Raw genomic sequence first — 25,445 nt, forward strand, 5'->3', positions numbered from 1 at the left:
TCTTGAAAGATCGTCAAGGTTTGGGCGATTGGTCGATGGCCAGGGTATGAAGTTGCAGGCCTGCCAGTCGGTATGCTTTATATCGGTGACGCGCGTGCTGTTTGAGCGTCTCATCGCAAGGGACGAAGTCTACCACTTGTGCAAACGAAGGCGCAAAATTTGATGGCTCTGTCGCCAAATTGATAAGCACACTGCGATGGCCCGTATGACGTACGCCAGGCCAGCCGATTTCCACCGGTGCGCCGCCTCGCGGCCCTTCACCGACCAAGTTATGGGGCAAAAATACATCTGGGTCACGTTGCCACAGCAGATCATCGAGTTGATGCGCTTGGGCTTGGTCGTGCGCGGCCAGGTAAATGCGTTGCCCTTGTTGATAGTAGTAAAAAGCCAGTTCGATAGCGGTTGCTACTATGATTTGTGTGTCACGCTTTTGCGTATCACTGTCTTTGTTTTCACGCGCTTGCTGTTCGGGTGTTAGCCCCGGGCGTTCGGTATCGTCGGCTGGATCAGGCGGCGATAGCAAATAAAAGGTGGCGGTGGGCATATACGCTCCTAAATATGAGAAACGGCCTCCGTCCCAAAAGCAGGGTGTCCGGGTAGCGCGAGCCCAACAACATAGCCGATTGTGCGCACAGACACCAGTATTGAATAAAGCGTGAACAAAAAAGGAGGCCGGTTGGCCTCCTTCTCCTTACTCTTCCACTTCTAGGCCAGAGCGGTTCAGTAAGAATTGAACCAACAACGGCACCGGGCGACCGGTTGAGCCTTTTTCTTTGCCGCCACTTCTCCAAGCGGTACCCGCGATATCTAGGTGCGCCCAGTTATACTTTTTGGCAAAGCGCGACAAGAAACACCCGGCGGTGATGGTGCCGCCACCTTTACCGCCAATGTTGGCCATATCGGCAAACGGGCTGTCGAGCTGCTCTTGGAACTCGTCAGTCATTGGCAGGCGCCAGGCTCGGTCACCGGCTTGCTCTGAGGCGTTAATAATATCGTGCGCCAGTGGGTTTTGGTTGGCAATCAAGGCGCTAATGTGGTGGCTCAAGGCCATGATGCACGCCCCGGTTAAGGTCGCGACATCAATCACACATTCTGGCTCATAACGTTCAACATAGGTCAGGGCGTCACACAAGACTAAACGGCCTTCAGCGTCGGTGTTGAGCACTTCCACGGTTTGGCCTGACATAGTAGTGAGGATATCACCTGGACGATACGCTTGACCGTCGGGCATGTTTTCACAGCCAGCCAGCACCCCAACAACATTAATCGGCAGGTTGAGCTCGGCCAGCGCGCGCATCACCCCAAAGACCGACGCAGCACCGCCCATGTCGTACTTCATTTCGTCCATGTTGGCGCCAGGCTTGATGGAAATACCGCCCGAGTCAAACGTCAGCCCTTTACCCACCAATACAATCGGTTTGGCGTCTGGGTCTGGGTTATTTTTGTACTCCATGATTGACATCATCGACTCATTTTTGGAGCCTCGGCCAACGGCTAAGTACGAATGCATGCCCAGTTTTTCCATTTCTTGCTCGCCGATGATACGGGTTGTGACCGTTTCATAGTCGTCGGCAAGACGACGCGCTTGCGAGGCAAGGTACGCTGGGTTGGCCACGTTTGGTGGCATGTTACCCAAGTCTTTACAGGCGTTAACACCAGAGGCAACCGCCAAACCGTGCGCGATAGCGCGCTCACCCAGGTTTAGTTCACGACGTGTTGGCACGTTGAACACCATTTTGCGCAATGGGCGGCGAATTTCTGGCTTAACGCTTTTGAATTGGTTAAAGGTGTACAGGCTGTCTTTGGTGCTCTCAACCGCCTGGCGCACTTTCCAGTAGGTATCGCGCCCTTTAACGTGCAGTTCGGTTAAGAAGCAGACCGCTTCCATCGACCCGGTTTCGTTCAGGGTGTTGATGGTTTTTTTAATGATTTCTTTATACTGGCGCTCGCCCAGCTCACGTTCTTTACCGCAGCCGACTAGCAGGACACGCTCAGACAGGACGTTCGGGACATGGTGCAGCAGGAGCACTTGGCCGGGTTTTCCTTCCAGATCACCGCGGCGCAGCAAGGCGCTGATGTAGCCGTCGCTGATTTTATCGAGCTGCTCGGCCACAGGGGAGAGGCGGCGAGGCTCAAATACTCCGACGACAATACAGGCACTGCGTTGCTTTTCGGGGCTACCGCTCTTTACACTGAACTCCATTTGTACTCCTAGATCCTAAAGACAATTGAGACCAAATGTTGGATAATGCCGCCTCTATGTTGTTGAACGCTCTACATGCGCCCGGATCAGCCGGCGGTCAACAAATGGCCGAAAGATTAGAAAACAACTAATTAAACCAGAAACTATAGTTATTCGAGTAAAAAAACAAGTTTTCCATAGGTGCCTTCGCTTTGATAATTGTTCGATATTTGATCCGGGAGACGGTTAAGACACAAGTTGCAGTCTTATTTGTGTTATTTCTGGTCTTTTTCAGCCAAAAGTTCATCCGTGTGCTGGCCAATGCCACGGAGGGATCGATCCCTAGTGATCAAATTATTACCTTGGTGGGGCTCTACATGCCGTCGATGGCGATGTTGATGTTGCCACTAAGTTTGTATATCGGGATCTTGATCACTTTTGGCCGCCTGTATGCCGAGAGTGAGATCACCGTGATGAACGCCACCGGGATCGGTAACGAGTTTCTGATCCGCGCGGCGCTTTATTTGGCGATCATTACCGGCTCGGTGGCCGCCTTTAACGCACTCTGGCTAACACCGTGGGCCAATAACCAAGAATTAGAAGTCATGGAGCAGCTGGAAGCTAAATCGGGGCTGGAGCTGCTGGTGCAAGGTCAGTTTCAAAGCGCCCCTTCCGGCGAAGCGGTCATTTTTGTCGATAACATTGAAGATGATGGCCAAACCCTCAATCAGGTGTTTGTTGCTCAGCCGGTGCCGCGTGGCTCCTTGCTACCCAATGTGGTGGTGGCAGACAAAGGCTATGTCTCTGAGCTCGACGATGGCCGCCAAGTACTGGACCTGGTCGACGGCACCCGCACTGAGGGATTACCCACCCAGCTTAACTATGGTGTGACTACCTACGAGAACTATCAGGTGCTGATTGGTCAGCGTGAGGTGCGCGAGAAAAGTCGCGACTGGGATGCGGTGCCTACGCTACAACTGTTTGGTGAGTCGAGCTTAAAAGCGCGCGCTGAACTGCAGTGGCGTATCTCTTTGGTGTTGTGTATTCCGTTGATGACCATGATTGTGGTGCCATTGTCGGCGGTGAATCCACGCCAAGGGCGGTTCGCTAAGCTATTCCCCGCGATTTTGATTTATCTGGCGTACTTTTTGTCGATCAGTGCCGCCAAATCGGCGGTCGAAGATGGCGATCTCCCCGCTCAAATTGGGCTTTGGAGTGTCAATATCGCTGCCTTGTTATTGGCTGTGGTGCTTGCCGGTTGGGATTCGCTACCGGTGCGAAAACTCAAAGCTAGCTTAAAAGGATCTGCCTGATGTTTCGCATTCTTGATTGGTACATTGGTCGCACGCTGATTGGCACCTCCTCGTTATGCCTAGCAACCTTGGTGGGGTTGTCAGCGATCATCAAATTTGTTGAGCAGCTGCGCTCGGTGGGTGATGGCACCTACACCATGGGTAAAGCCATTTTGTACGTGGTATTGAGTATGCCACGTGACATTGAAATGTTCTTCCCGATGGCAGTATTGCTGGGTGCCTTGATTGGGTTAGGGATGCTGGCATCCAGCTCCGAGCTGGTGGTGATGCAGGCAGCGGGTATTTCTAAGCTGCAAATCGGTATGTCGGTGCTTAAAACCGCGATCCCCTTGATGCTCATCGTGATGGTACTGGGTCAATGGGGCGCGCCCGATGCGCAAAAAGCCGCGCGTGAGTTACGTGCCATTGCTAAATCAGGCGGCAATGTGATGTCGGTGAGGCGCGGCGTATGGGCGAAAGACGGTAATGACTTTATCTATATTGCCCGCGCCGATGAGCAAGATAACCTCACGGGCGTGAGCATCTGGAAGTTTGACGATCAGCAAAATATGACCAATGTGGTGTTTGCCGAAAGTGCTGACTACCTTAATCAAGACAGTTGGATGCTTAAAGATGTCACCATTACCCGGATGCAAAAGCGCGAAGCGATTTCTAACGTGCAGCAAGATCAACTGGTGTGGAAAACCACGCTGACCCCCGACAAGTTAGCAGTGGTGACGGTGAAACCCGAGGAGCTCTCTTTGTCAGGCTTGTACAGCTACGTCACTTACTTGCAGGCGTCTCAACAAGATGCCTCTCGCTACGAGCTTGCTTTATGGCGTAAAGCGGTACAGCCGTTGTCGATTGCAGTCATGATGTTGCTGGCGCTCAGCTTTGTGTTTGGCCCACTGCGGAGCGTGACCATGGGGGCGCGCGTGCTCTCTGGGGTGATCTTTGGTTTTGGCTTTTATATTGCCAATGAGGTCTTTGGGCCAATGAGCTTGGTATACAAATTACCGCCAGCGGTTGGTGCCATTACCCCAAGTGTGATTTTCTTAGTGATCACTTTGCTGCTACTTCGGCGCAAGTTGTAGCTTGTCAGGCGTAAACTATCGCTTGGACAGTGAGCCCTATAAAGGGATCAAAAAAGGGCCGACATGCTGTCGGCCCTTTGTGTATTATGGATAGGACAGTAAACACTTAGAAACGATAGCTCATGCCTAAACGTAGGTCACGCCCTGGCTCAGGCATGCTGCTGCCGCTGTTTAAGGTGAACGAGCTGTGCTCGCTGTATTCCTTGTCGAGCAGGTTGTTGACCGCCAATGATACCGTCAGCCCTTGGTAGGCGGCTGGCTGCCACTGCGCGCGCACGTCATGCACTACATAGCCAGGCTTCTCGTGATCGCCGTCTTGCACATCGGTCAAGCGCTCCACGCCTGTCAGGGTATAGCCCAAGCTCACATCCGTATCAACCAGCTGATATTGCGTATCCCACACCCAAGTGTTACCCACTGACGCGCCGATTGCCATTGCGTCGCCTAGAGGATCGCCGTTTTCATCTTCCATGCTGACATGGCTATAGCTGAGCTGCGTATCGAACTGATTGAGTGCCCAGCCCACGCGCGCCTCGATGCCTTGACTTGTGACCTCATCCTCGAGGTTGTAAAGATAATTTGGGTCGCTGCGGCGATCGTACGCTTGGTAGTTTTCTATTTGAGTGTTAAAGCCGGTAACCGCTAAATTTAGGGTGTCTTGCTCGGTCAACATGCCATAGCCTTGCCATTCCGCGCCGATTTCAGCTTGCTTGGCTTGCTCAGGCTGTAGATCTTTATCTACCTCAACAGCACCGCCAATCAGCAACACTTCCCGCGTTTTGGTACCGCGCACGGCTTCGCCGTAGCCGGCATGCAGACGCAGGTTGTCTGTGGCTTGATAGCTCAGCTGCAAGTTGGGTGAAACCTCACTGCCATCGACGTCGCCGGCTTGGCCGTAATCGGTGTGGTAATCATCAAAGCGTGCGCCCCATGCAATGCCAAGGTCACCGACTGTCATTCTATCTTGTAAAAACAGGCCGATATTACGTGCTTTGTCTTGATTGTTGGCACCGTTGGCTTCGTCGTAATCGAGGTTTTCGGTTTTTTGCTCGAACATATCGATACCCGTGGTGAGCGCATGTTGCACTGCGCCGGTATCAAAGCGCATTTGGTTGCGAATATCGCCGCCGATTTGACGGGCACGGCTAAAGGTTTGGCTTTCAATCCGATCCAGATCCAAGGTGTTTTGATACAACTTGGTGGTCAATTCGATCCAGTCAGAATCCGGCGCCCAGCGATGTTGAAAAGAGAGGGTTTCGCGCTCGGTTTCTTGATAGCTGCGAGACTGGCGGCTGAAGTAGGGCATATGAGCACGGACAAAGTAATCACCCTGATCGGTACGACGCTCGGCACTGACACGGACATCGTGATCACCGTGATTGAGCAGTGATAACTTAACTAGGTAGCTACGTTGTTGGCTCGCCGTTGCCGGTTGTAGCTCTCCGCCGCCGTGGCGATAGTCATCACTGTTACGGCCTTTCATGTAGGCAAGAATCCCTAGGGACTCACCCAAGCGACCATACACGGCAGAGCTGCCAGAGGTGGCATTGGCTGCGCTTTCAAGGCCGCCTGAAAGTCGAGCCCCGATGGTTTGGCCGGGACGTAGCATGTCTTGTGCGTCTTTGGTTTCAAAACGTACACTGCCACCCAGTGCACCGGGGCCACTGTCAGCGCTCGCTGGACCTGACTCGACCCCAACGCGCTTGAGAAGCTCGGGTTCAATGCTTAAACGGCCTTGGTGGTGGAATAAGTAACCCCCTTGTGCAGCACCATCGACGGTGATGTTGAGGTTTGTATCTTCAACCCCGCGCAGATAAACCTTCTGGCCGGCACCGACGCCACCACCGACATTGATGCTGGCGTTGTCGCGGAACATGTCTTCCAAATCCTGAGCCTGACGGGCTTCAAGCTCTTCAGCGCTGACCGCCATATTACCTTGCAGGCTGTCGGCGGTGACGGTTACCGTTTCGACAGGCTGTGCATCTTGGGCATGTGCAGGGAGGCTAAGGGTGCCCGCGGTGATGAGCGCGAGGGTAAGCGGATTTAAACGTAAATGCATGTCATACTCCTATGCAAATAGTTCTCATTTAGTTGTGGCGGGACTATATCAGGGAGGAGCAAGATCAACTAATAAAAATTGTCATATAAATCGTTATCATTAGCATTTGTAACTATTTTGTGTGTGTTTGAGTGGTACATGTGGCGGTTATGTTTTTTCTTATCGATAAAAAAGAAAGTGAAGAGTAACGAGAAAGCAACGTGATTGATGAAGAACAATATGACGAGTGGGAGAGCGGTGGCGAAGCAGGTGAATACGCACCGACGTAAAAAAGCCGACACAGAGGTCGGCTGACAAATAGGTTGCTTGTTGTGAGTGTGAGGCCTGTCTTATGGCGAGTTCTCGTCACCGACATACTGGAACGCTTTGATCACGCGCTCGACGCCACGCACATTGCGGGCGATGTCCACCGCTGTGTCCGCTTGCGCTTGGGTCACTGCCCCCATTAAAAACACTTCTCGTGCTTCGGTGATCACCTTGATGTTGACCGAACGTAACTGATCATCGGCCACGAATGCCGCTTTCACGCGGGTCGTGAGCCAGCTATCGGTGCTGATGTCGGCAAGGCCAATCATCGGCGCGTCGCGCACTTCGTTATAGACCACGTCGACATTGTCCAACGCGCGAATGCGCTCAACCAATTGCTCGGTCAGAGCCGGATCGGTGCTTTGCCCCACTAACAGAGCTTGCCCTTGAAAAGCGGCCGCTTTTGCACGAATTTTGTTTCTAAACGGTGGTTTATTAACAATCCCAGCGGTGTTTAGGCCAATTTGTGTGTCTTGCCACTCCTCGCCGGTGGTGCGTGGGTCGGAGGAGTACACGGTAGAGCACGCTTGCAAGATAAGCGCAAACATCAAGGTGATTATCAGGCGCATGGTTTATTCTCCGTGAGAAGGGAAGAGCACCTGATCGATAAGGTCGCACAAGCAATGCACGGTGAGTAAGTGCCCTTCTTGGATCCGTGCGGTACGTTGTGACGGAATGCGGATCTCGACATCGCGCTGCCCGAGCAATCCGGCCATTTCGCCACCGTCTTTTCCGGTCATCGCAATAATGGTCATATCACGGGTTACCGCGGCTTCCATGGCTTTGATGATGTCTTTGCTGTTACCACTGGTAGAGATCGCCAGCAAAATATCGCCAGCTTGTCCTAAGGCGCGCACTTGCTTAGAAAACACTTCGTCATGGCTATAGTCATTGGCCACCGCCGTTAAGGTGGTGGTGTCTGTGGTCAGTGCTAATGCTGGCAAGCTCGGGCGCTCGGTTTCAAAGCGATTAAGCAAGCAAGAGGCAAAATGCTGGGCATTGGCGGCTGAGCCACCGTTACCGCAACAGAGAATTTTATTGCCATTAAGCAGGCTTTGTACCATCACCTGAGCCGATTGTGACAGGTACTCAGGGATTGCCTCAGCGGCAGCTATCTGGGTTTGAATACTTTCGGTAAAGCTCTCTTTGATGCTCTCTAGCATGACTTACCCTTGAACGATGTTTTTAATCCAGTTGACCGCCTCAACACTGCCATCAAAAGTGACGGCGTCAAAGCGAAATTCGGTTTGTGTACTTTTTATGCCGCGACATTGCATCCAGCGTTCTGCCGCCAGAATTAAGCGTCGCTGCTTGGTGGTGGTAATGCTGGCAGCTGCGCCACCAAATCCGCGCCCTTGGCGAAAACGGACTTCGACGAACACCAAGCAGGTGCCGTCTTGCATCACTAAGTCGATTTCTCCACGGCGACTGTGCGCGTTTTTATCCAAAATGGTCAGCCCATGGCGAACGAGGTACTGGCAAGCTTGTGCTTCGTAAGCTTGCCCTTTCGCCCTAGGCTGAGGACGTATCACTGCGCATCCTGCGTGGTTTGGTTAGTAATGGGCTCGATATCTGTCTTGCCAAACCGCGCCCAGTCCAGTTGTCGATGGATAACACAGTGTTCCGCCAGTGATAATTGGCCTGTTTGGCCACTAAACTGGTAGCCAGGTTGTGCCTGCATTTGCGGTAACCCTTTCAGCAGGCCGTAAGCATCCATCCCAAGCGCGTGTAAACGCGTGGTGTTATTGCTCGGTGAAGGATGGCGCTGCTGGTATTGCTGATACGCTGCGCTTTGGCTGCTAATCAGCAGCGGAATATCACTAAACTCGATGCCCTGCAGTTCGGCCAATTGGCCCATGCCATCTGCGCGGTTGTTGCTGCGTGAGCTGGCGTACAGCTTGGGTGGCTGCACATCCGGATTAATGGCCACTTCGATAAAGGGTTTGAGCAAGGTAAGCTCGGCGGCACCGGCGACCATGTACACGGCATCAATGTCCCGCCGGCTACGCGCTTGTGATTGCAACGGCAAGTCGGTGAGCTGCTTCATTTGGGCGATTCGACGTTGACTGGCGTCTAAGCCGAAAATATCACGGATGCGCGCTTGCATTTTATCGCGATCACCCAACGGTGCTTGTTCTACCTCGGTGTCGGTGAGTGATTGCCAACGCGTGGAAAAGGCGTCGCGCATTCGCTGTCCAAAGGCAGAGTCAGGATAGAGCACCAGCGGGAATTGATATCCCTGTTGGTGTAAGCGATCGGCCGCTTGCGCTGCCTCTTGTTCGGGGGACAAGGTGAAATAGCATACCCCTTGTTGATAGTTATCATCCGTTGGTTCATTGAGCGCTAACACTGGCACTTGTCCAGCAATGGCGTTGCTCACAGCGGCTACCTTGTGTTTTTGCAAAGGCCCGACGACAAAATCGACGCCGTCCTGGGTGATGCGTTGGGTGAGCGTATCAATATCCAAGGCGTTGGTGTCGTAAAAGCGTATCTTGGGACGTTGCTCAGCATTAGCATCCAGCATGGCTTCGACAAAGCCATCACGAATGGCATCGCCTTGTTCGGAGAACTTGTCGGTCAGTGGCAGCATCACACCAACATGGGTGGGTTGGGTGATGGTTAACGCCTGGATATCAGCCAAGTTATCAGGGAGATATTGGTTTGCTGGATGCGCAGGATGCGACGCTAAGTAGGCATCCAACTGGCTTTGCATCTCAGCCACATCGCCGGTGTAACGACGAGCGATATCAAGTAACGCAACCCAGCCGGCAAGAATATCATCGTCGCTGTTTTGCAGCTGCTTGATGTCATTTTGGCTGAGTAACTGTAAATCTTGCCATAAGGTGTTCCAGGCTTGCTGCGCGTCATCGGCGCTAGCATAATTTGCTAATTGGTACTGGTTTTTCACCGCGCCGAGCGCATCGTCTTGCTGGCGAGCAATCTTGGCTTTTTGCTGGTAAAAACGTTCATATTGACTGTCTTTAAGCTGCCAGCTGGGAGCAAGCGTCAATACCTGGTTGGCATCGGCGAGTTGGCCGGTTTGCGCCAAAAAGCGCGCGCGCGCCAAGGTCCACTCAATACGTTGTTGGGTGTTGAGTTGGCGCTCCGACAAGCGTTGTAATAGCACGTCGGCTTGGTTTAGCTGTTGCTCGTTAAGCAGTGCTTTTATCGCCAGTAGATACCAGTCGTTTTGCTTTTCACCTTGGCTGGTTTCTGCTTGCAACAGGTAAAATGTCGAATTCTCCGTTGCCGGCTGACTGATGACATCACGCGCAGTTGGCGTAGACGTCGGAGCACTACACGCAGCCAGCGCTAACGCTAGGGCTACAGGGGTGATAAGTCGTGTTACACTTTGACGCTTCTGGGTAAGTTTAACCATGAACATGTTTCAACCGTGACAACGTTGCCCCTATCTTAATCGCCGAAGGGTTGTTAAACAAATGACTGATGCAAATCTATCCGACCATGCTCACCCCACGCTGTATATTGTGCCGACACCGATAGGCAACTTGGCGGATATTACCCAGCGTGCTCTCGATGTTTTAGCCAGTGTAGATCTGGTCGCTGCCGAAGATACACGTCATACCGCTCGGCTGCTCTCGCATTTTTCTATCAATGCCAAAACGTTTGCGTTGCACGAGCATAACGAGCAGCAAAAAGCGGCGGCACTATTAGCGCGCTTGCAACAAGGCCAGTCAGTTGCATTAGTCTCGGACGCGGGGACGCCGCTGATTAGCGACCCTGGCTACCATTTGGTCACGCAATGCCGTGAAGCGGGCGTGCGGGTGGTGCCTTTGCCTGGGGCCTGTGCGGTGGTCACCGCATTAAGTGCCTCTGGTTTGCCTTCAGACCGTTTTAGTTTTGAAGGGTTCCTGCCCCCGAAAACAAAAGCACGTCAGGATACGTTCCGCGCCTTGGCCGATGATCCTCGCACCCTGATTTTCTATGAGTCGCCACACCGTATTCGCGACAGTTTGGCGGATATGCGTGAAGTGCTGGGTGAGGCGCGCCGCGTGGTATTGGCGCGTGAGTTGACCAAAACCTTTGAGACCATTCATGGGGCACCTTTAGGCGAACTGATTGAGTGGTTAAATGAAGATGCCAACCGGCTGCGCGGTGAAATGGTGTTATTGGTAGCCGGTTATCGTGCCGATAAAAGCGCCTTGCCGTCAGCAGCTTGTCACGCGCTTGGTTTGTTAGCGGCTGAATTACCCCTCAAAAAAGCGGCGGCATTAGTCGCGGAATTGTATTCGGTTAAAAAGAACGCACTCTATAAGTGGGGCTTGGAGAATCTGTAGCTAAGCGTGATTTACGCTGGCTTGCGTGGTGATTCTTCTATATACTCCCCCGCTCGAGTTGGCCAGGTAACCGCTGCTTTATTGATGTCCCACGGGAGACTGATAAAGGGGAGGAAAGTCCGGGCTCCTCAGGGCAGGGTGCCAGGTAACGCCTGGGAGGCGCGAGCCTACGACCAGTGCAGCAGAGAGTAGACCGCCGATGGCTCTTCGGAGCACAGGTAAGGGTGAAAGGGTGCGGTAAGAGCGCACCGCGCGGCTGGCAACAGTTCGTGGCACGGTAAACTCCACCCGGAGCAAGACCAAATAGGTCCCTATTGGCGCGGCCCGCGTTTGGGGACGGGTAGGTTGCTGGAGCCTGTGAGCGATTGCAGGCCTAGACGAATGGTTACCGCCGTTTTTACGGTACAGAACCCGGCTTATAGGCCAACTCACCTCTTTATCGGGCGAGCCTTTTGGGCTCGCCCTCTCTTTTTCAGCGTTTGTATCAGACGATTTGGTTATAACCTGATGTGGCTGGTTGGCTTGGCGACTGATTAACCCGCTGAAATATCTCTTTAATCTTCCTAAGTGTGATCTTTGTCACTGTGATGGCTTGCTTGACTTTCTTTTTACCTGCTACGTACACTTCTGGGTGGGAAAATGTGGTGTAAAGTGGATAATCTTGGTGAAAAAGGGAAAATAGAGCCATGTTACGCGGCGTCAGTGCCATATCGGTCGACAAAAAAGGGCGGCTAGCCCTGCCAACTCGCTATCGCGATGGGTTAATTAACCATTGTGACGGCCAGTTTGTGTGCACGATCGATCACCAGCTCCCTTGTTTGGCCTTGTATCCCGTCCCTGAGTGGGAGGTGATAGAAGACAAGCTTGCGCAGCTGTCGAGCTTTCAGCCGGCAGAACGACGCTTGCAGCGCTTGCTACTCGGCCATGCCTTTGATTGTGAGATGGATGGCCAAGGTCGGCTATTGTTGTCCGCGACGTTGCGCCAGTACGCCGGGCTTGAGGGCAAAGCGATGCTGGTGGGCCAACTCAATAAGTTTGAGATTTGGGATGAGCAGACATGGCAGGCACAAATTCGCCAGGATATGGACACACAGGCGGAATCAACCCCGATGATCAGTGAGCGGTTAGCTGACCTCTCTCTGTAAATAATGAAGTGAACTTATGTCAGAACAGTATACCCATGTTTCCGTCCTATTGAACGAATCGGTAGACGGCCTCGCGATAAAGCCAGACGGCATTTATGTCGATGGTACCTTTGGTCGTGGCGGTCACTCTCGCCATATTTTATCGCAGCTGGGTGAAAACGGGCGTTTGTACGCCATTGATCGCGACCCTCGCGCGATTGAAGAAGCCAACACCATTGACGATCCTCGCTTTCAAATCATTCATGGCCCTTTTTCTGACATCGACGCCTATCTGCGTGACCGGGGCTTGAGTGAAAAAGTGGATGGCATCTTGCTTGATCTGGGCGTGTCGTCTCCGCAGCTAGACGATCCTAGCCGTGGATTCAGCTTTATGCATGACGGCCCTTTAGATATGCGTATGGATCCCAGTAGCGGCCAGTCAGCGGCGCAGTGGTTAGAAACCGCCAGCCCAGACGACATTGCTTGGGTGTTAAAGGTGTTTGGTGAAGAACGTTTTGCTCGCCGAATTGCTAACGCGATTGTCCGCCATCGTGAGGATGAAGAAGCGACCCCGCTAACCACCACCAATCAGCTAGCCAAGCTGATTGATCATGCGGTGCCGTTTAGAGAAAAGAAAAAGCACCCAGCGACGCGAAGCTTCCAAGCGATTCGCATTTATATCAACAGTGAATTGGATGAGATTGAGCAGGCACTGCAAGGTGCGCTGGCAAGCCTCGCCCCCGGTGGCCGTTTGTCTGTGATCAGCTTTCACTCGTTAGAAGATCGAATGGTGAAGCGTTTTATTCGCAAGCAAAGCAAGGGGCCTGACGTGCCCAAAGGGGTGCCTTTGACTGAAGCGCAGATCGCGGAGCTCGGTTCGGCGGCGATGAAGCCTATTGGTAAGGCGATTAAACCGTCTGCCGATGAGGTGGCGCAAAACGCACGCGCCCGTAGTTCGGTATTACGCATCGCGGAGAAATTAGGGTAAATCATGGAGCCGCGGCCAAGCCTTGCCAAACAAATTCGTCAAGACTTGCTGGCTATCGGCAAATTGCCGCTGGGATTGCTGGTCGCGGTGTTGCTATCAGCGATCGCTGTGGTGTCGATGACCCAATCGACGCGCAGTTTGATTGCCAAACAAGATGCGCTGCTTGAGCAGCGCGAAACGCTCGAAGTGGAGTGGCGAAATCAATTGCTAGAAGAAAACGCGTTATCTGAACATAGCCATGTGGAGGCAGTTGCGCGTGAGTCTTTTGGCATGATTCGACCGACCAGTGATAACGAAGTGATCGTCAAACGGTCTTTGAGTAATAGCCGGTGAAAAAACGTACTAGCAAGCCTGCCAATCGCCGTACACCAAAAGCGCCACCTGTGCTGATACAGTGGCGCTTTGGCCTTATTTGCGCGTTTATCGCGTTGGCCTTGGTCGCACTGGTGGCTCGTGCGGCGTACATCCAAGTGATTGAGCCCGACCGGCTGCGTCATGAGGGTGACTTGCGCTCAGTACGGGTTGAACAAGTACATTCCGCGCGAGGGATGATTGAAGACCGCCAAGGCGAGCCGTTGGCGGTCAGTGTCCCCGTGCAAGCGGTGTGGGCCGATCCGGTGACAGTGTTTAAATACCAGGGACTGAACAACGTTGAACGCTGGTACGCGCTGGCTGATGTGCTGGGCCTAGACCGCCAGGCGTTGATTGACAAGATTCAAGCGAACCGTAAGCGGCGTTTTGTTTATCTGCAGCGCCAAGTGCGCCCCGCAATGGCCGCGTATGTGAACAAGCTTGACTTGCCCGGCGTGGGTCTTAAAGCCGAGTCTCGCCGTTTTTATCCTAGTGCTGAGGTAAGTGCCCACTTAGTGGGGATGACAGGCATTGACGGCCATGGTCTGGAAGGCATTGAACGCCGTTTTGATGACTGGCTTGCCGGAGAGCATGGCAAGCGCACCGTGCGTAAAGACAGGTTTGGCCGTGTGGTCGAGCACATTGCCACTGAAGACAAAAAAGAAGGTCAATCGCTCACGCTCAGTATCGACCAGCGTTTGCAAGCCATCGCTTACCGTGCGATTAAGCAAGCGGTGGCCGACTATCGCGCCACGTCCGGTTCGTTGGTGATGGTGGATGTCAAAACCGGCGAAGTGATGGCAATGGTGAATGCCCCCTCTTATAACCCTAACAATCGCAGCTCGCTGAAAAGCTTTAATATGCGTAATCGCGCGATCACTGACGTGTTTGAGCCGGGGTCAACCATGAAACCTTTTGTGGTGCTCACCGCGTTGGAAAACGGTGTCGCGGATATGGACACCGTGATTGATACCGGCAATGGCATCATGCAAATCGGCGGCAGTCGTGTGCGTGACGTCTCCAAAGTGGGTAAAGCCAACTTGGCGCGGATCCTCAAAAAATCGAGCAACATCGGTGTCAGTAAGCTGTCGTTGGCGATGCCCGTGGAAACCTTATTGGGTGAATACGGTAGCTTTGGCTTGGGGGCAAGTACTGGCGTCGAGTTGGTCGGTGAATCGGTAGGGCACTTTCCCTCTCGCCGCCGCTGGTCAGACTTTGAACGGGCGACGTTGGCCTTTGGCTATGGCTTGTCAGTGACACCGGCGCAACTGGCGCGTGCCTATGCCACGCTCGGTTCGCTGGGTATCAATCGTCCGCTGAGTATTTTAAAGCGCGAGGGAGTGACTGAAGGGAAACAAGTCGCTTCACGTGCGAATGTGTATAAAGTGCTGCAAATGCTAGAGGGCGTGACCCAAGAAGGCGGGAGCGCACGCCGTGCTGCGGTGGATGGTTATCGGGTTGGTGCGAAAACCGGTACCGCCAAAGTGGCGGTGGCAGGAGGCTATGGCGATGAGTATATCGGTTATACCGCGGGGCTGGCACCGATTAGCGATCCCAGACTGGCGATGGTGGTAGTGATTAACGAGCCTCAAGGCGACAAGTATTATGGTGGCCAGGTCGCGGCGCCGGTGTTTTCTGATGTGATGAAAAGCGCGCTCCAGATCTTAAACATTGCACCGGATGCGGGCACAGGCCCTGGGTTGCAAGTGGCTAAGTATGCAAGTGAAGTGAACCAGAATGAATGATTTAAACCAATGGCTGAGTCCGTGGCTGACAGATGCGCCGAGTGTCCCAGTAAAACAGATGACACTCGACAGTCGCTGCGTCGGTGATGGCGATGTGTTTGTGGCGGTGCAAGGCCATCAGGTCGATGGTCGTCAGTTTATTCAGGCTGCGATTGAGGCAGGTGCGGCGGCCGTGGTGCAACAAGGCGAGCACGACCAAGTAAGTTGGCACGGCCAAGTGCCCGTGATCACTGTGTGCGCCTTACCCCATGCACTGTCTGCGATGGCGGCGCGTTTTTATCACAACCCCCAGCAGCACCTGCAGATGATTGGTGTGACTGGGACCAACGGCAAAACCACGGTGTCACAACTGATTGCTCAGTGGCTTGAATCGCTAGACAAGCGCACGGCGGTAATGGGCACCACGGGCAACGGCTTTATCGGCGCGCTGAAAGCGGCCGAAAACACCACCGGGGACGCAATCAGCATTCAAGCCCAGCTGGCAGACTTTGTTCAGCAAGGGGCCAGCCATGTGGCGATGGAAGTATCATCGCACGGTCTAGCACAAGGACGCGTCGCCAGCCTTGCTTTTGATGCGGCGGTGTTTACCAATTTAAGCCATGACCACCTTGATTATCACGGCACACTGGATGCCTACGCCGAGGCGAAAAAACAACTGTTTGAGTTAGGTTCGCCACTTAAAGTCATCAATGCGGATGATAGTGTTGGTCGCACCTGGCTACAGCAATGGCCCGAGGCGATCGCGGTGGCCATGGATGCAGCTTCACTGGATGCCCACGCAGGCCGATTTGTGCACGCGACCTCGGTGGCCTATGCCAGCGATGGTGTACGGGTGCAGATTGACTCATCCTGGGGGCAAGGCGAAATTCATGCTGCTTTGGTGGGGGATTTTAATGTCAGCAATTTGCTGGTGAGCTTGGCCACCTTATTGGGGCTGGGCTATCCGTTAGCACCGTTATTGGCCGTGAGCCCGCAGCTGCAAGCTGTCACAGGGCGGATGGAGGTTTTTCTCGCTGCTGACAAACCCACAGTCGTGGTTGATTATGCTCACACGCCCGATGCGTTAGAGAAAGCGCTGCTTGCCTTGCGTCGCCATTGTAATGGTGCGCTTTGGTGCATCTTTGGCTGCGGTGGCGATCGTGATACACGCAAGCGGCCGTTAATGGCCCGTTTGGCTGAGCAGCACGCCGATCATGTGGTATTGACCAACGATAACCCACGTAGTGAAGACCCTGAGACCATTACTCAAGACATGCTTGCGGGCATGGAGGCGCCAGAGCGCGCATGGGTAAAACACGATCGCGCCGACGCGGTGAGCCAGGTTATTCGCCAAGCCAAAGCCGAGGATATTGTTTTAGTCGCAGGCAAGGGCCATGAAGATTATCAAGTTTTAGCGCACGGCAAGGTGCACTATTCCGACCGAGAGACGGTGGCCGCGCAACTCAAGGAGTTATCATGATTCGGACTTCACTCGACACGCTTGCGCACGCGGTGAACGCAACGATATTGCACCGAGAATTTGTGCCTGAAAATGACCGAATTGAGGCTATCACCACAGATACCCGCGAACTTGGCCAAGGGGCGATGTTTGTTGCCCTGAAAGGTGAGCGCTTTGATGGGCATGACTTTGCAGAGCAAGCCAAAGCGGCCGGTGCGGCGGCGATAGTGGTCGAGCGTCCGCTGGATGTCGCGATGCCCCAATTGTTGGTGGAGGATACACGTATCGCGCTTGGCCAGCTGGGCGCGTGGGTAAAAAGCCAGTGTCAGGTACCCACCGTTGCCATCACCGGCAGCTGTGGCAAAACCACGGTAAAGCAAATGCTGGCGGCTATTCTGGCACAAAAAGGCCCGACCTTAGCCACTGCAGGCAATTTTAATAATGATATTGGTGTGCCGCTGACCCTGTTTAGACTAACCCCTGAGCACCAATATGCGGTGATTGAGCTGGGCGCGAACCATATTGGCGAGATTGCCTACACCACCGCGCTGGTGAAACCCGATATTGCTATGGTGACCAACCTGGCTGCGGCGCACCTTGAGGGATTTGGCTCATTGGAAGGGGTGGCAATTGCCAAAGGAGAGATCTACCAAGGTCTGCCAGAAGGTGGCATTGCATTGGTGAATCAGCACAGCCACGGCGACGAAAAGTGGCAAGCGGTCTTGGCTGACAAGCAGGTGATCGCCGTCACTGACACCGAGGCGGCGCCACTGAGGTTAATAGAGAGTGTGCTCACCGATGCAGGCTGTTATCAAATCACCCTAAGTGATGGCCAGATACAAAAAACGGTCACCTTGCCATTACCCGGTGTGCACAACATCACCAATGCATTGATGGCCGGTTGTGCGGCGATGCAGCTACCGGAGGTGAGTTTGGACGATGTGGTCAACGGCCTTGCCTCCGTAGAAAACGTGGCGGGACGCACTCAGGTGATAGAGCCACGCCCGGGGCTGCGGTTGATTGATGATACCTACAACGCCAGTGTGCCGGCGATGAAATCAGCCATAGATGTACTGGCCAGCTACCCTGGGGAGCGCTGGCTCATTGTGGGTGATATGGCTGAGCTGGGGCAATACAGTGAACAAATGCACCGTGAAGTGGGACAACATGCTGAAAAGGCACAGTTAGACCGTGTTTTCACGACCGGAAACGATAGCCGTGTGATCAGCGAATGCTGCAGCGGCGACCATTTTGACAGTAAAGAGGCGCTAATCGCGCATGTAGTAGCCATGATGAACACACACACACCTAACACAATTTTAATTAAAGGCGCTCGCGGGATGGCGATGGAAGCCGTGGTTGCCGCCATCAAGGAGGCTTGCTAATGCTTTTATGGTTAGCGGAGGCGTTACAAAACCTCTTACCTTCAATGCGCTTGTTTGAATACCTCACCTTTCGGGCAATTGTCAGTGCCTTGACGGCGTTACTGTTCTCGCTGTGGGCCGGACCGCGTTTGATTAAACGTTTACAATCGATGCAAATTGGCCAAGTGGTACGCGAAGAAGGGCCTGAGTCTCACTTTAGCAAGCGTGGCACGCCAACCATGGGCGGGGTGCTGATTGTTGCTGCCATCAGTTTAACCGTCTTTTTATGGGCAGACCTAGCTAACCCTTATGTGTGGGCGGTGATGGTGGTACTGCTCGGCTATGGCGCGGTGGGCTTTGTCGATGATTACCGTAAAGTGGTGCGCAAAAATACCGATGGCTTGGTGGCGCGCTGGAAGTACTTTTGGCAATCCGCCATTGCATTAGGGGTGGCGTTTGCGCTGTATGCGCACGGCAAAGACACCGCGGCCACTCAGTTGGTGGTGCCGTTTTTTAAAGACGTGATGCCGCAACTTGGTCTGTTTTATGTGGTCTTTACCTATTTTGTGATTGTCGGCACCAGCAATGCGGTGAACCTGACGGATGGCCTAGATGGGTTGGCGATTCTGCCCACCGTGATGGTCGCCGGTGGGTTTGCCTTTATTGCCTGGGCAACCGGGAACGTCAACTTTGCCAGCTACTTGCATATTCCGTATATCCAATACAGCAGTGAGCTGGTGGTGGTGTGTGCCGCGATTGTGGGTGCTGGTCTTGGCTTTTTGTGGTTTAACACCTATCCGGCGCAAGTTTTCATGGGGGATGTAGGCTCGTTGGCATTAGGCGGCGCGCTCGGCACTATCGCCGTATTGGTGCGTCAAGAGCTGCTACTGATCATCATGGGCGGAGTGTTCGTGATGGAAACCGTCTCAGTGATCTTACAGGTTGGTTCTTATAAGTTGCGCGGCCAACGTATTTTCCGCATGGCGCCGATCCATCACCACTATGAACTAAAAGGCTGGCCGGAGCCGCGCGTGATCGTGCGCTTTTGGATTATTTCGTTGATGCTGGTGCTGATTGCACTGGCCACACTCAAGGTACGCTAATCATGTCAGCCGCAAGCCAGCGTTCATTAACCGAGTTTCGCCATATCGTAGTGATGGGCTTGGGCGTGACCGGCCTGTCGGTGGTGCGTTTTATTGCACGCCGTCACCCCAAGGCATGCATCCGTGTGATGGACTCGCGCGCGCAGCCACCGGGGCAAGACCAACTGCCAGATAACGTCGAGTTGCACACAGGCAGTTGGCAGGCGCAGTGGTTAGCCGATGCCGATTTGGTGGTGATTAACCCAGGGATATCGCTGCAGACGCCAGCGTTGGCACCAGTCCATGCAGCGGGTACGCCTGTTGTGGGAGACATTGAGCTATTTGCGTGGTATTGCGATAAGCCGGTAGTGGCGATCACTGGCTCCAACGGTAAAAGCACCGTCACGGCGCTGGTGGGCGAAATGGCGAAAGCGAGCGGGATTGACGTCGGAGTGGGTGGCAATATCGGTGTCGCGGCGTTAGATTTGCTCGACCACGGTCACGAGCTGTATGTGTTAGAGCTATCGAGCTTTCAACTCGAAACCACCGACTCGCTGGTGCTAGATGGCGCGGCCTTTTTGAATTTCTCAGAAGATCATATGGATAGGTACGACAGCTTGGCTGATTATCGTGCCGCCAAGTGTCGTATTTTTACCCATGCGACCACCTTGATTGCCAATGCTGATGATCCGCAAACGCACGATGATCTGCAAACACGCCAAGGTTTGCAAACAAGCAGCGCCTCCTCCATGCGTCTGTTTGGTTTTCATCAAGGTGACTACTGCCTTAGCACTCACCAGGGCGAAGCGTGGCTATCGGCGCACGGCCAGCCATTGCTGCCTGTCTCTTCGCTGGGGCTGGTGGGGCGTCATAACGTGGCAAATGGGCTGGCGGCAATGGCATTGGCTGACAGTGTTGGTATCAGTCAGCAGGGGCAAAAATCGGCATTAAGTACTTACGCCGGCCTCCCGCACCGCTGCCAAAAGGTCGCCGAGCACCAAGGTGTGCTGTGGGTTAATGACTCAAAGGCTACCAATGTGGCCAGTACCCTGGCCGCGCTCGATGGCCTAGATATTGAAGGGCGGTTACATCTTTTGGTGGGTGGCGATGGTAAAGGTGCGGACTTTAGTCTGTTGCAACCGGCGTTGGCGAAACTCTCGGTATCGCTTTACTGCTTTGGCAAAGATCAAACGCAGTTAGCAGCGCTTGATAATACGGCGCAGTGTGTGGAAACGCTGCATCAAGCGGTCGATGCAGCGGCTCATCAAGCCTGTGCCGGAGACATGGTGCTGTTATCACCCGCTTGTTCAAGCTTGGATCAGTTCACTAATTTTGCTGCCCGTGGGGATGCCTTTATTGCCGAGGTAGAATCGATGATCGCGAGGCACGCATGACAGTAAGCCGACTTCCCCAATATTGCTGGCAGTGGCTACGCACCCCATCTCCTGGGGTGTTGTACGACCGCCAATTGGTCTGGACCTCACTGCTGTTAATGGTTATTGGGTTAGTCATGGTGACCTCGGCGTCTTTGCCGGTTGGACTTAGGCTGGCCGATGCCCCGTTTTTGTTTGCCAAGCGTCATGCTTTTTATCTGACGGTCGCCATCATTGCGGCCGTGGTGGTGATGTATATCCCGGTGCGATTATGGCAGCGTTATAGCGGCTACATGTTATTGCTTTCGTCGATGCTGCTGCTGGCGGTTCTTGCTATTGGTCGGTCTGTTAACGGCGCGGCGCGCTGGATTTCGATTGCCGGGATCAATATTCAGCCTGCGGAGATTGCCAAGTTATCCTTGTTTGTTTTTTTGGCTGGCTACCTGGTACGTCGCCATGGTGAGGTGCGTGAACATTTTCGTGGCTTTGCTAAGCCCTTGGCAGTGCTCTTGCTCTTCGCAAGCTTATTGTTGGCGCAACCTGATTTAGGCTCGGTGGTGGTGATGTTTGTTACCACCGTGGGGATGTTATTTATAGCAGGGGCGAAGCTGTGGCAGTTTATTGCACTGCTGATCACCGGGTTGACCTTGGTCGGAGGCTTGATTGTCGCTGAGCCTTACCGGGTACGCCGCGTCACCGCCTTTTTAGATCCATGGCAAGACCCGTTTGGCAGTGGCTATCAGCTAACCCAATCCTTAATGGCATTTGGGCGCGGGGATTGGTTTGGACAAGGGCTAGGTAACTCGATTCAAAAACTGGAATATCTGCCAGAAGCCCATACCGATTTCGTGTTTGCGGTGATTGCCGAAGAGCTTGGCTTGGTGGGCGTCAGTGTGATTTTGTGTCTGATTTTTTACTTGGTGTTTAAAGCCTTGTTTATTGGCAAGCGTTGCCTCGAGCAAACGCAGTTATTTGGTGGGTTTCTCGCCTTCGGGATTGGGATTTGGTTTGCGTTTCAAACTATGGTCAATGTGGGCGCTGCCGCTGGTATGTTGCCAACCAAAGGTCTCACATTGCCCTTGATCAGTTACGGCGGGTCCAGTCTAGTGACCATGGCGGTGGCAGTTGCTTTGTTATTGCGTATTGACCACGAGTACCGGCTCGCCACCTCGCAAGCGCATCAACGAAACCCTTATCAAGGTAAAGAACAGAATAATGAGTAAAAAACGATTATTAGTGATGGCGGGTGGTACCGGTGGCCATGTGTTCCCCGGGCTCGCGGTCGCCAAGTATTTAGAAAAACAAGGCTGGGAGATCTGCTGGTTAGGGACGGCCGATCGCATGGAGGCTGATTTGGTGCCTAAATATGGCATCGAGATCGCATTTATTCGTGTTAAAGGCTTGATTGGATCAGGGCTGATGCGCAAGCTACGAGCCCCTTGGATGATTGTCAGTGCAATTTGGCAAGCGCGACAAGTGATCAAACGCTTTAAACCCGACGCTGTATTGGGCATGGGTGGCTATGTCAGTGGCCCAGGCGGGATTGCTGCATGGTTAAGTGGTGTACCTGTGATTCTGCACGAGCAAAATGCGGTGGCAGGGTTAACCAACCGCTGGCTGGCTAAGGTGGCTAAGCAAGTGTTGCAAGCGTTTCCAGGCGCATTCGATGGCACGACAGTGGTCGGTAACCCTGTGCGTCGAGATGTGTGCGATCTCGCTGCGCCTGAGCAACGTTTGAGTGAGCGAGAAGGCGCTTTGCGCGTCCTAGTCATGGGAGGCAGTCAAGGCGCACGGATCCTTAATCAAACGGTTCCAGAGGCGATTGCGCTCACCGAGCAAGCGGTTACGGTTCGCCACCAAGCAGGCAAGCATAACGCTGAGCAGACACGCGATGCGTATCAACAAGCCGGTGTCAACGACGTTGAAGTCAGTGAGTTTATTGATGATGTCGCCGAGGCGTACGCGTGGGCGGATGTGGTGATTTGCCGCAGCGGGGCATTGACGGTTTCTGAGCTGGCGGCGGCTGGCGTTGGGGCGATTTTCGTGCCCTTTATGCACGCAGATAGACAACAAGCACTCAATGGCGATTATTTGGTGGCGCGTGACGCTGCCTTGATGATCGAACAGCCATCACTGACAGCGAGCACGTTGGCTGAGACAATGAACCAGCTTGACCGCCCACGCTTGTTAGCGATGGCAAGGGCGGCTAGAGAGGCAGCCATCATTGATGCGGATGCGCGTGTCGCGGAAGTGATTGTCTCGCACGCCAACAAATAGAGAATAGAGAATGGGTAAATTGGATAATCAGCAGCTGGAAAAAATTCGCACCATGATCCCGGAAATGCGCCGGGTTAAGCGGATCCACTTTGTGGGGATCGGTGGTGCAGGCATGTGTGGTATTGCTGAAGTGCTGATTAATGAAGGTTACCAAATAACCGGCTCGGATCTTGCACAGAATATCGTCACAGAGCGATTGGCATCCATGGGGGCGCAGATTTTTATCGGACATCAAGCGAGCCATGTCGAACAAGCCAGCGTGGTAGTGGTGTCGACGGCAATTAAACCGGACAACCCAGAAGTGGAAGCGGCAAAGGCAGCACGCATTCCTGTGGTACGTCGGGCGGAAATGCTTGCCGAGTTAATGCGCTATCGGCATGGTATTGCCGTTGCCGGCACCCACGGCAAAACCACAACGACAGCGATGGTCACTCAGATTTTCTCCGAGGCAGGACTGGATCCCACGTTCGTCAATGGCGGGTTAGTGAAAAGTGCTGGGACCAACGCGCGGTTAGGAAGCAGTCGCTATTTGATTGCAGAAGCGGATGAAAGTGATGCCTCTTTTTTACACCTGCAGCCAATGGTGGCGATTGTCACCAATATAGAAGCTGACCATATGGATACCTATGGCGGCAGCTTTGCGAAGTTGCAGCAGACCTTTATCGACTTTCTCCACAATCTGCCGTTTTATGGTTTGGCAGTGGTGTGTATTGATGATCCTGTGGTGCGTGAATTGATCCCCGCGATTGGGCGGCAAGTGATCACCTACGGGTTCTCGCACGATGCCGATGTATGTTTACATGATTACCAACAGCATGGGCAGTGTGGTGTGTTTAAGGTGACACGCCCTCATCGAGAAACGCTAACTATTCGCTTGAACACACCCGGGCAACATAATGCGCTCAATGCAGCAGCGGCGATTGCGGTTGCGACCGAAGATGGTGTGGACGATGACGCAATCTTGCGCGCCTTGGCCAACTTTGCTGGTACGGGTCGACGCTTTGATCAACTCGGCGAGTTTGCGGTGGATGAGGGGACAGCCTTGCTGGTGGATGATTATGGTCATCACCCCAGTGAAGTGGATGTCACCATTAAAGCGGCGCGTGCAGGCTGGCAAGATCACCGCTTAGTGATGATCTTTCAGCCTCACCGTTATAGTCGTACGCGCGATCTTTATGATGACTTTGCCAATGTGTTGGAAAAAGTCGACGTGTTGTTGATGTTAGATGTGTATTCAGCTGGCGAAACACCGATTGCAGGTGCGGATGGCAGAAGTTTGTGTCGTAGTATTCGCGCTCGGGGCAAACTGGATCCTATTTTTGTCCCTAACGCAGAGGCATTGCCCGCCGCGCTGGCCAATGTACTGCAACCTAATGACTTGGTTTTAACACAAGGCGCGGGTGATATTGGTAAAGTAGCGAAAAATTTAGCGGCAAAGCAGCTAGACAAGGCTAAAATGGCGCAATAAAAATGAGCCGGTGAGAAGTGCAAAGGCTGCCAATATCGGCGGTTGCGAGGATAAAAGTAGGTTTTTATCGCCTTTACGGGCCAAATTGCTCGCAACATCTCCCAGCATATTGATAAAAGTGCGTATCTGGGTTGGAGTGCACGACGCGGGATCGCTATAATCAGTCGGTTTTTCGCTGTGAGTGTCAAGTCGTGTCGACACAAGGCGATAAGATAGGTATGAGCATGGTCAATGCCCTGACACGCGTACAAGCAGTGATAAAACTGGATCGGCAAACGGGCGCGTCGCTCGCGTTCCTGGTTGGGGTGATTACCCTGATGTTGCTGGGGCTGATACGTGTGATTGATTGGATGAGTGATGAGCAGCAGCTCCCCTTATCGCAGCTGGTGATGGAAGGTGACCAGACACATGTGAGTGCGGCGCAGGTGCGCAAAGCAGTGTTATCAGGCGGCGATTTAAAAAGCTTTATGCTGCAGGATGTGGATCGCATCCAAACCCATATCGAGGCTTTACCTTGGGTCAAACAGGTTGCGGTAAGAAAGCAGTGGCCGGATACCCTGAAGGTACATATTACCGAATATCAGGCAAGTGCAATTTGGAATGGACAAAAACTGCTGACGCCTGACGGTGATGTATTCGATGGTGCCCCGCAAGATGTCGCCGATAAAAATCTGGTGTCGCTACACGGCAATACCGGCACGTCGGAAGAAGTCTTGCGAACGAGCCGAGAGCTTGAAGATGAATTACAGCGAATTGGCTTATCAATTCAGGCCTTATCACTGAACAAGCGGCGATCATGGCGTATTGTGACACGAGATGGCGTACGGATTGAGTTAGGGCGAAAGGCGCGACAAGAAAGGCTGGCGCGACTGGTCAATTTATACCCTCGGATAAAGGCGCAAGATAAAGCCATTGAGTATGTCGACCTACGTTATGACACCGGAGCAGCGGTAGGCTGGAAAACAGAGGCAGACGACGCGAATAGCCAAAATTAAGAGATGGTT

The 25,445-nt window shown here is 53.4% G+C and carries 22 protein-coding genes and 1 other RNA gene; 16 read left to right on the forward strand and 7 right to left on the reverse strand.

From position 1 onward, the window contains the following. Positions 1–13: 13 nt before the first annotated feature. Together BZG20_RS08295 and pepA are read right to left on the reverse strand one after the other, a co-directional pair. The gene (locus BZG20_RS08295) at positions 14–544 is read right to left on the reverse strand and encodes a DNA polymerase III subunit chi (RefSeq protein WP_077578688.1); all 531 of its coding nucleotides are present in this window, start codon (positions 542–544) and stop codon (positions 14–16) included. A gap of 147 nt (positions 545–691) precedes the next feature. Continuing rightward, complete coding sequence (gene pepA, locus BZG20_RS08300) at positions 692–2,203, reverse strand: leucyl aminopeptidase (RefSeq protein WP_077578689.1); 1,512 nt, start codon at positions 2,201–2,203, stop codon at positions 692–694. A 191-nt stretch (positions 2,204–2,394) separates the two neighbouring features. Between pepA and lptF the strand changes: the two genes are divergently transcribed. Continuing rightward, positions 2,395–3,495: an LPS export ABC transporter permease LptF gene (gene lptF, locus BZG20_RS08305; RefSeq protein ID WP_077578690.1), complete on the forward strand. Its 1,101-nt coding sequence runs from the start codon at positions 2,395–2,397 to the stop codon at positions 3,493–3,495. Then, positions 3,495–4,568: an LPS export ABC transporter permease LptG gene (gene lptG / locus BZG20_RS08310; RefSeq protein ID WP_077578691.1), complete on the forward strand. Its 1,074-nt coding sequence runs from the start codon at positions 3,495–3,497 to the stop codon at positions 4,566–4,568. Before lptF ends, lptG begins: the two co-directional genes overlap by 1 nt. Positions 4,569–4,674: 106 nt before the next feature. On the opposite strand, the gene BZG20_RS08315 is transcribed toward lptG, so the two are convergent. The 5 genes from BZG20_RS08315 to BZG20_RS08335 form a co-directional block, all read right to left on the reverse strand. Further along, positions 4,675–6,627: a TonB-dependent receptor gene (locus tag BZG20_RS08315; RefSeq protein ID WP_077578692.1), complete on the reverse strand. Its 1,953-nt coding sequence runs from the start codon at positions 6,625–6,627 to the stop codon at positions 4,675–4,677. Positions 6,628–6,956: 329 nt separating this feature from the next. Continuing rightward, on the reverse strand, positions 6,957–7,502 hold the full coding sequence (locus tag BZG20_RS08320; protein ID WP_077578693.1) for a BON domain-containing protein: 546 nt from the start codon (positions 7,500–7,502) through the stop codon (positions 6,957–6,959). 3 nt (positions 7,503–7,505) lie between these two features. Continuing rightward, positions 7,506–8,096, reverse strand: a complete 591-nt coding sequence (locus BZG20_RS08325; RefSeq protein WP_046073955.1) for a phosphoheptose isomerase — start codon at positions 8,094–8,096, stop codon at positions 7,506–7,508. A 3-nt stretch (positions 8,097–8,099) separates the two neighbouring features. After that, positions 8,100–8,465 (reverse strand): YraN family protein, encoded by a 366-nt coding sequence (locus BZG20_RS08330; RefSeq protein ID WP_077578694.1) that lies wholly within the window; start codon positions 8,463–8,465, stop codon positions 8,100–8,102. Beyond that, complete coding sequence (locus BZG20_RS08335; RefSeq protein WP_158010029.1) at positions 8,462–10,312, reverse strand: penicillin-binding protein activator; 1,851 nt, start codon at positions 10,310–10,312, stop codon at positions 8,462–8,464. Before BZG20_RS08335 ends, BZG20_RS08330 begins: the two co-directional genes overlap by 4 nt. A 61-nt stretch (positions 10,313–10,373) precedes the next feature. Here BZG20_RS08335 and rsmI point away from each other — a divergent pair, with 61 nt between their 5' ends. From rsmI to BZG20_RS08410, 14 genes are all read left to right on the forward strand, one after another. After that, complete coding sequence (rsmI, locus tag BZG20_RS08340) at positions 10,374–11,231, forward strand: 16S rRNA (cytidine(1402)-2'-O)-methyltransferase (RefSeq protein WP_077578696.1); 858 nt, start codon at positions 10,374–10,376, stop codon at positions 11,229–11,231. A 54-nt stretch (positions 11,232–11,285) separates the two neighbouring features. After that, positions 11,286–11,666: RNase P RNA component class A (rnpB, locus tag BZG20_RS08345), an RNA gene on the forward strand. A gap of 251 nt (positions 11,667–11,917) precedes the next feature. After that, a complete protein-coding gene (gene mraZ, locus BZG20_RS08355; RefSeq protein ID WP_077578698.1) occupies positions 11,918–12,376 on the forward strand; it encodes a division/cell wall cluster transcriptional repressor MraZ in 459 nt (152 codons plus the stop codon). A 16-nt stretch (positions 12,377–12,392) separates the two neighbouring features. Beyond that, the gene (rsmH, locus tag BZG20_RS08360) at positions 12,393–13,343 is read left to right on the forward strand and encodes a 16S rRNA (cytosine(1402)-N(4))-methyltransferase RsmH (RefSeq protein ID WP_077578699.1); all 951 of its coding nucleotides are present in this window, start codon (positions 12,393–12,395) and stop codon (positions 13,341–13,343) included. A 3-nt stretch (positions 13,344–13,346) separates the two neighbouring features. Beyond that, entirely contained in the window at positions 13,347–13,676 is a 330-nt protein-coding gene (gene ftsL, locus BZG20_RS08365) for a cell division protein FtsL (protein ID WP_077578700.1), read from the forward strand. After that, a complete protein-coding gene (locus tag BZG20_RS08370; RefSeq protein ID WP_077578701.1) occupies positions 13,673–15,439 on the forward strand; it encodes a penicillin-binding transpeptidase domain-containing protein in 1,767 nt (588 codons plus the stop codon). The genes ftsL and BZG20_RS08370 overlap by 4 nt, the downstream gene beginning before the upstream one ends. Then, positions 15,432–16,898 (forward strand): UDP-N-acetylmuramoyl-L-alanyl-D-glutamate--2,6-diaminopimelate ligase, encoded by a 1,467-nt coding sequence (gene murE / locus BZG20_RS08375; RefSeq protein ID WP_077578702.1) that lies wholly within the window; start codon positions 15,432–15,434, stop codon positions 16,896–16,898. The genes BZG20_RS08370 and murE overlap by 8 nt, the downstream gene beginning before the upstream one ends. Continuing rightward, positions 16,895–18,262 (forward strand): UDP-N-acetylmuramoyl-tripeptide--D-alanyl-D-alanine ligase, encoded by a 1,368-nt coding sequence (gene murF, locus BZG20_RS08380; RefSeq protein WP_077578703.1) that lies wholly within the window; start codon positions 16,895–16,897, stop codon positions 18,260–18,262. The genes murE and murF overlap by 4 nt, the downstream gene beginning before the upstream one ends. Next, positions 18,262–19,344, forward strand: a complete 1,083-nt coding sequence (gene mraY / locus BZG20_RS08385; RefSeq protein WP_046073965.1) for a phospho-N-acetylmuramoyl-pentapeptide-transferase — start codon at positions 18,262–18,264, stop codon at positions 19,342–19,344. The genes murF and mraY overlap by 1 nt, the downstream gene beginning before the upstream one ends. 2 nt (positions 19,345–19,346) lie before the next feature. Further along, entirely contained in the window at positions 19,347–20,717 is a 1,371-nt protein-coding gene (gene murD, locus BZG20_RS08390) for a UDP-N-acetylmuramoyl-L-alanine--D-glutamate ligase (protein ID WP_077578704.1), read from the forward strand. Continuing rightward, positions 20,714–21,919: a cell division protein FtsW gene (ftsW, locus tag BZG20_RS08395; protein WP_077578705.1), complete on the forward strand. Its 1,206-nt coding sequence runs from the start codon at positions 20,714–20,716 to the stop codon at positions 21,917–21,919. Before murD ends, ftsW begins: the two co-directional genes overlap by 4 nt. Then, on the forward strand, positions 21,912–22,973 hold the full coding sequence (gene murG / locus BZG20_RS08400; RefSeq protein WP_077578706.1) for an undecaprenyldiphospho-muramoylpentapeptide beta-N-acetylglucosaminyltransferase: 1,062 nt from the start codon (positions 21,912–21,914) through the stop codon (positions 22,971–22,973). The genes ftsW and murG overlap by 8 nt, the downstream gene beginning before the upstream one ends. Positions 22,974–22,983: 10 nt before the next feature. Continuing rightward, the gene (gene murC / locus BZG20_RS08405; RefSeq protein ID WP_077578707.1) at positions 22,984–24,441 is read left to right on the forward strand and encodes a UDP-N-acetylmuramate--L-alanine ligase; all 1,458 of its coding nucleotides are present in this window, start codon (positions 22,984–22,986) and stop codon (positions 24,439–24,441) included. Positions 24,442–24,659: 218 nt separating this feature from the next. Then, positions 24,660–25,436 carry a cell division protein FtsQ/DivIB gene (locus BZG20_RS08410; protein WP_077578708.1) on the forward strand — a complete coding sequence of 259 codons (777 nt, stop codon included), beginning with the start codon at positions 24,660–24,662 and terminating at the stop codon, positions 25,434–25,436. Positions 25,437–25,445: the final 9 nt, after the last annotated feature.

Source organism: Salinivibrio sp. IB868 (assembly GCF_001995655.1).
Classification (GTDB): Bacteria; Pseudomonadota; Gammaproteobacteria; order Enterobacterales; family Vibrionaceae; genus Salinivibrio; species Salinivibrio siamensis.

What these genes read in the sequence shown, in the direction of transcription:
- BZG20_RS08295 (WP_077578688.1), bottom strand. Translation starts at nt 544, where the DNA reads ATGCCCACCGCCACCTTTTATTTGCTATCGCCGCCTGATCCAGCCGAC.
- pepA (WP_077578689.1), bottom strand. Translation starts at nt 2,203, where the DNA reads ATGGAGTTCAGTGTAAAGAGCGGTAGCCCCGAAAAGCAACGCAGTGCC.
- lptG (WP_077578691.1), top strand. Translation starts at nt 3,495, where the DNA reads ATGTTTCGCATTCTTGATTGGTACATTGGTCGCACGCTGATTGGCACC.
- BZG20_RS08315 (WP_077578692.1), bottom strand. Translation starts at nt 6,627, where the DNA reads ATGCATTTACGTTTAAATCCGCTTACCCTCGCGCTCATCACCGCGGGC.
- BZG20_RS08320 (WP_077578693.1), bottom strand. Translation starts at nt 7,502, where the DNA reads ATGCGCCTGATAATCACCTTGATGTTTGCGCTTATCTTGCAAGCGTGC.
- BZG20_RS08325 (WP_046073955.1), bottom strand. Translation starts at nt 8,096, where the DNA reads ATGCTAGAGAGCATCAAAGAGAGCTTTACCGAAAGTATTCAAACCCAG.
- BZG20_RS08335 (WP_158010029.1), bottom strand. Translation starts at nt 10,312, where the DNA reads ATGGTTAAACTTACCCAGAAGCGTCAAAGTGTAACACGACTTATCACC.
- rsmI (WP_077578696.1), top strand. Translation starts at nt 10,374, where the DNA reads ATGACTGATGCAAATCTATCCGACCATGCTCACCCCACGCTGTATATT.
- mraZ (WP_077578698.1), top strand. Translation starts at nt 11,918, where the DNA reads ATGTTACGCGGCGTCAGTGCCATATCGGTCGACAAAAAAGGGCGGCTA.
- rsmH (WP_077578699.1), top strand. Translation starts at nt 12,393, where the DNA reads ATGTCAGAACAGTATACCCATGTTTCCGTCCTATTGAACGAATCGGTA.
- ftsL (WP_077578700.1), top strand. Translation starts at nt 13,347, where the DNA reads ATGGAGCCGCGGCCAAGCCTTGCCAAACAAATTCGTCAAGACTTGCTG.
- murE (WP_077578702.1), top strand. Translation starts at nt 15,432, where the DNA reads ATGAATGATTTAAACCAATGGCTGAGTCCGTGGCTGACAGATGCGCCG.
- murF (WP_077578703.1), top strand. Translation starts at nt 16,895, where the DNA reads ATGATTCGGACTTCACTCGACACGCTTGCGCACGCGGTGAACGCAACG.
- mraY (WP_046073965.1), top strand. Translation starts at nt 18,262, where the DNA reads ATGCTTTTATGGTTAGCGGAGGCGTTACAAAACCTCTTACCTTCAATG.
- murD (WP_077578704.1), top strand. Translation starts at nt 19,347, where the DNA reads ATGTCAGCCGCAAGCCAGCGTTCATTAACCGAGTTTCGCCATATCGTA.
- ftsW (WP_077578705.1), top strand. Translation starts at nt 20,714, where the DNA reads ATGACAGTAAGCCGACTTCCCCAATATTGCTGGCAGTGGCTACGCACC.
- murG (WP_077578706.1), top strand. Translation starts at nt 21,912, where the DNA reads ATGAGTAAAAAACGATTATTAGTGATGGCGGGTGGTACCGGTGGCCAT.
- murC (WP_077578707.1), top strand. Translation starts at nt 22,984, where the DNA reads ATGGGTAAATTGGATAATCAGCAGCTGGAAAAAATTCGCACCATGATC.
- BZG20_RS08410 (WP_077578708.1), top strand. Translation starts at nt 24,660, where the DNA reads ATGAGCATGGTCAATGCCCTGACACGCGTACAAGCAGTGATAAAACTG.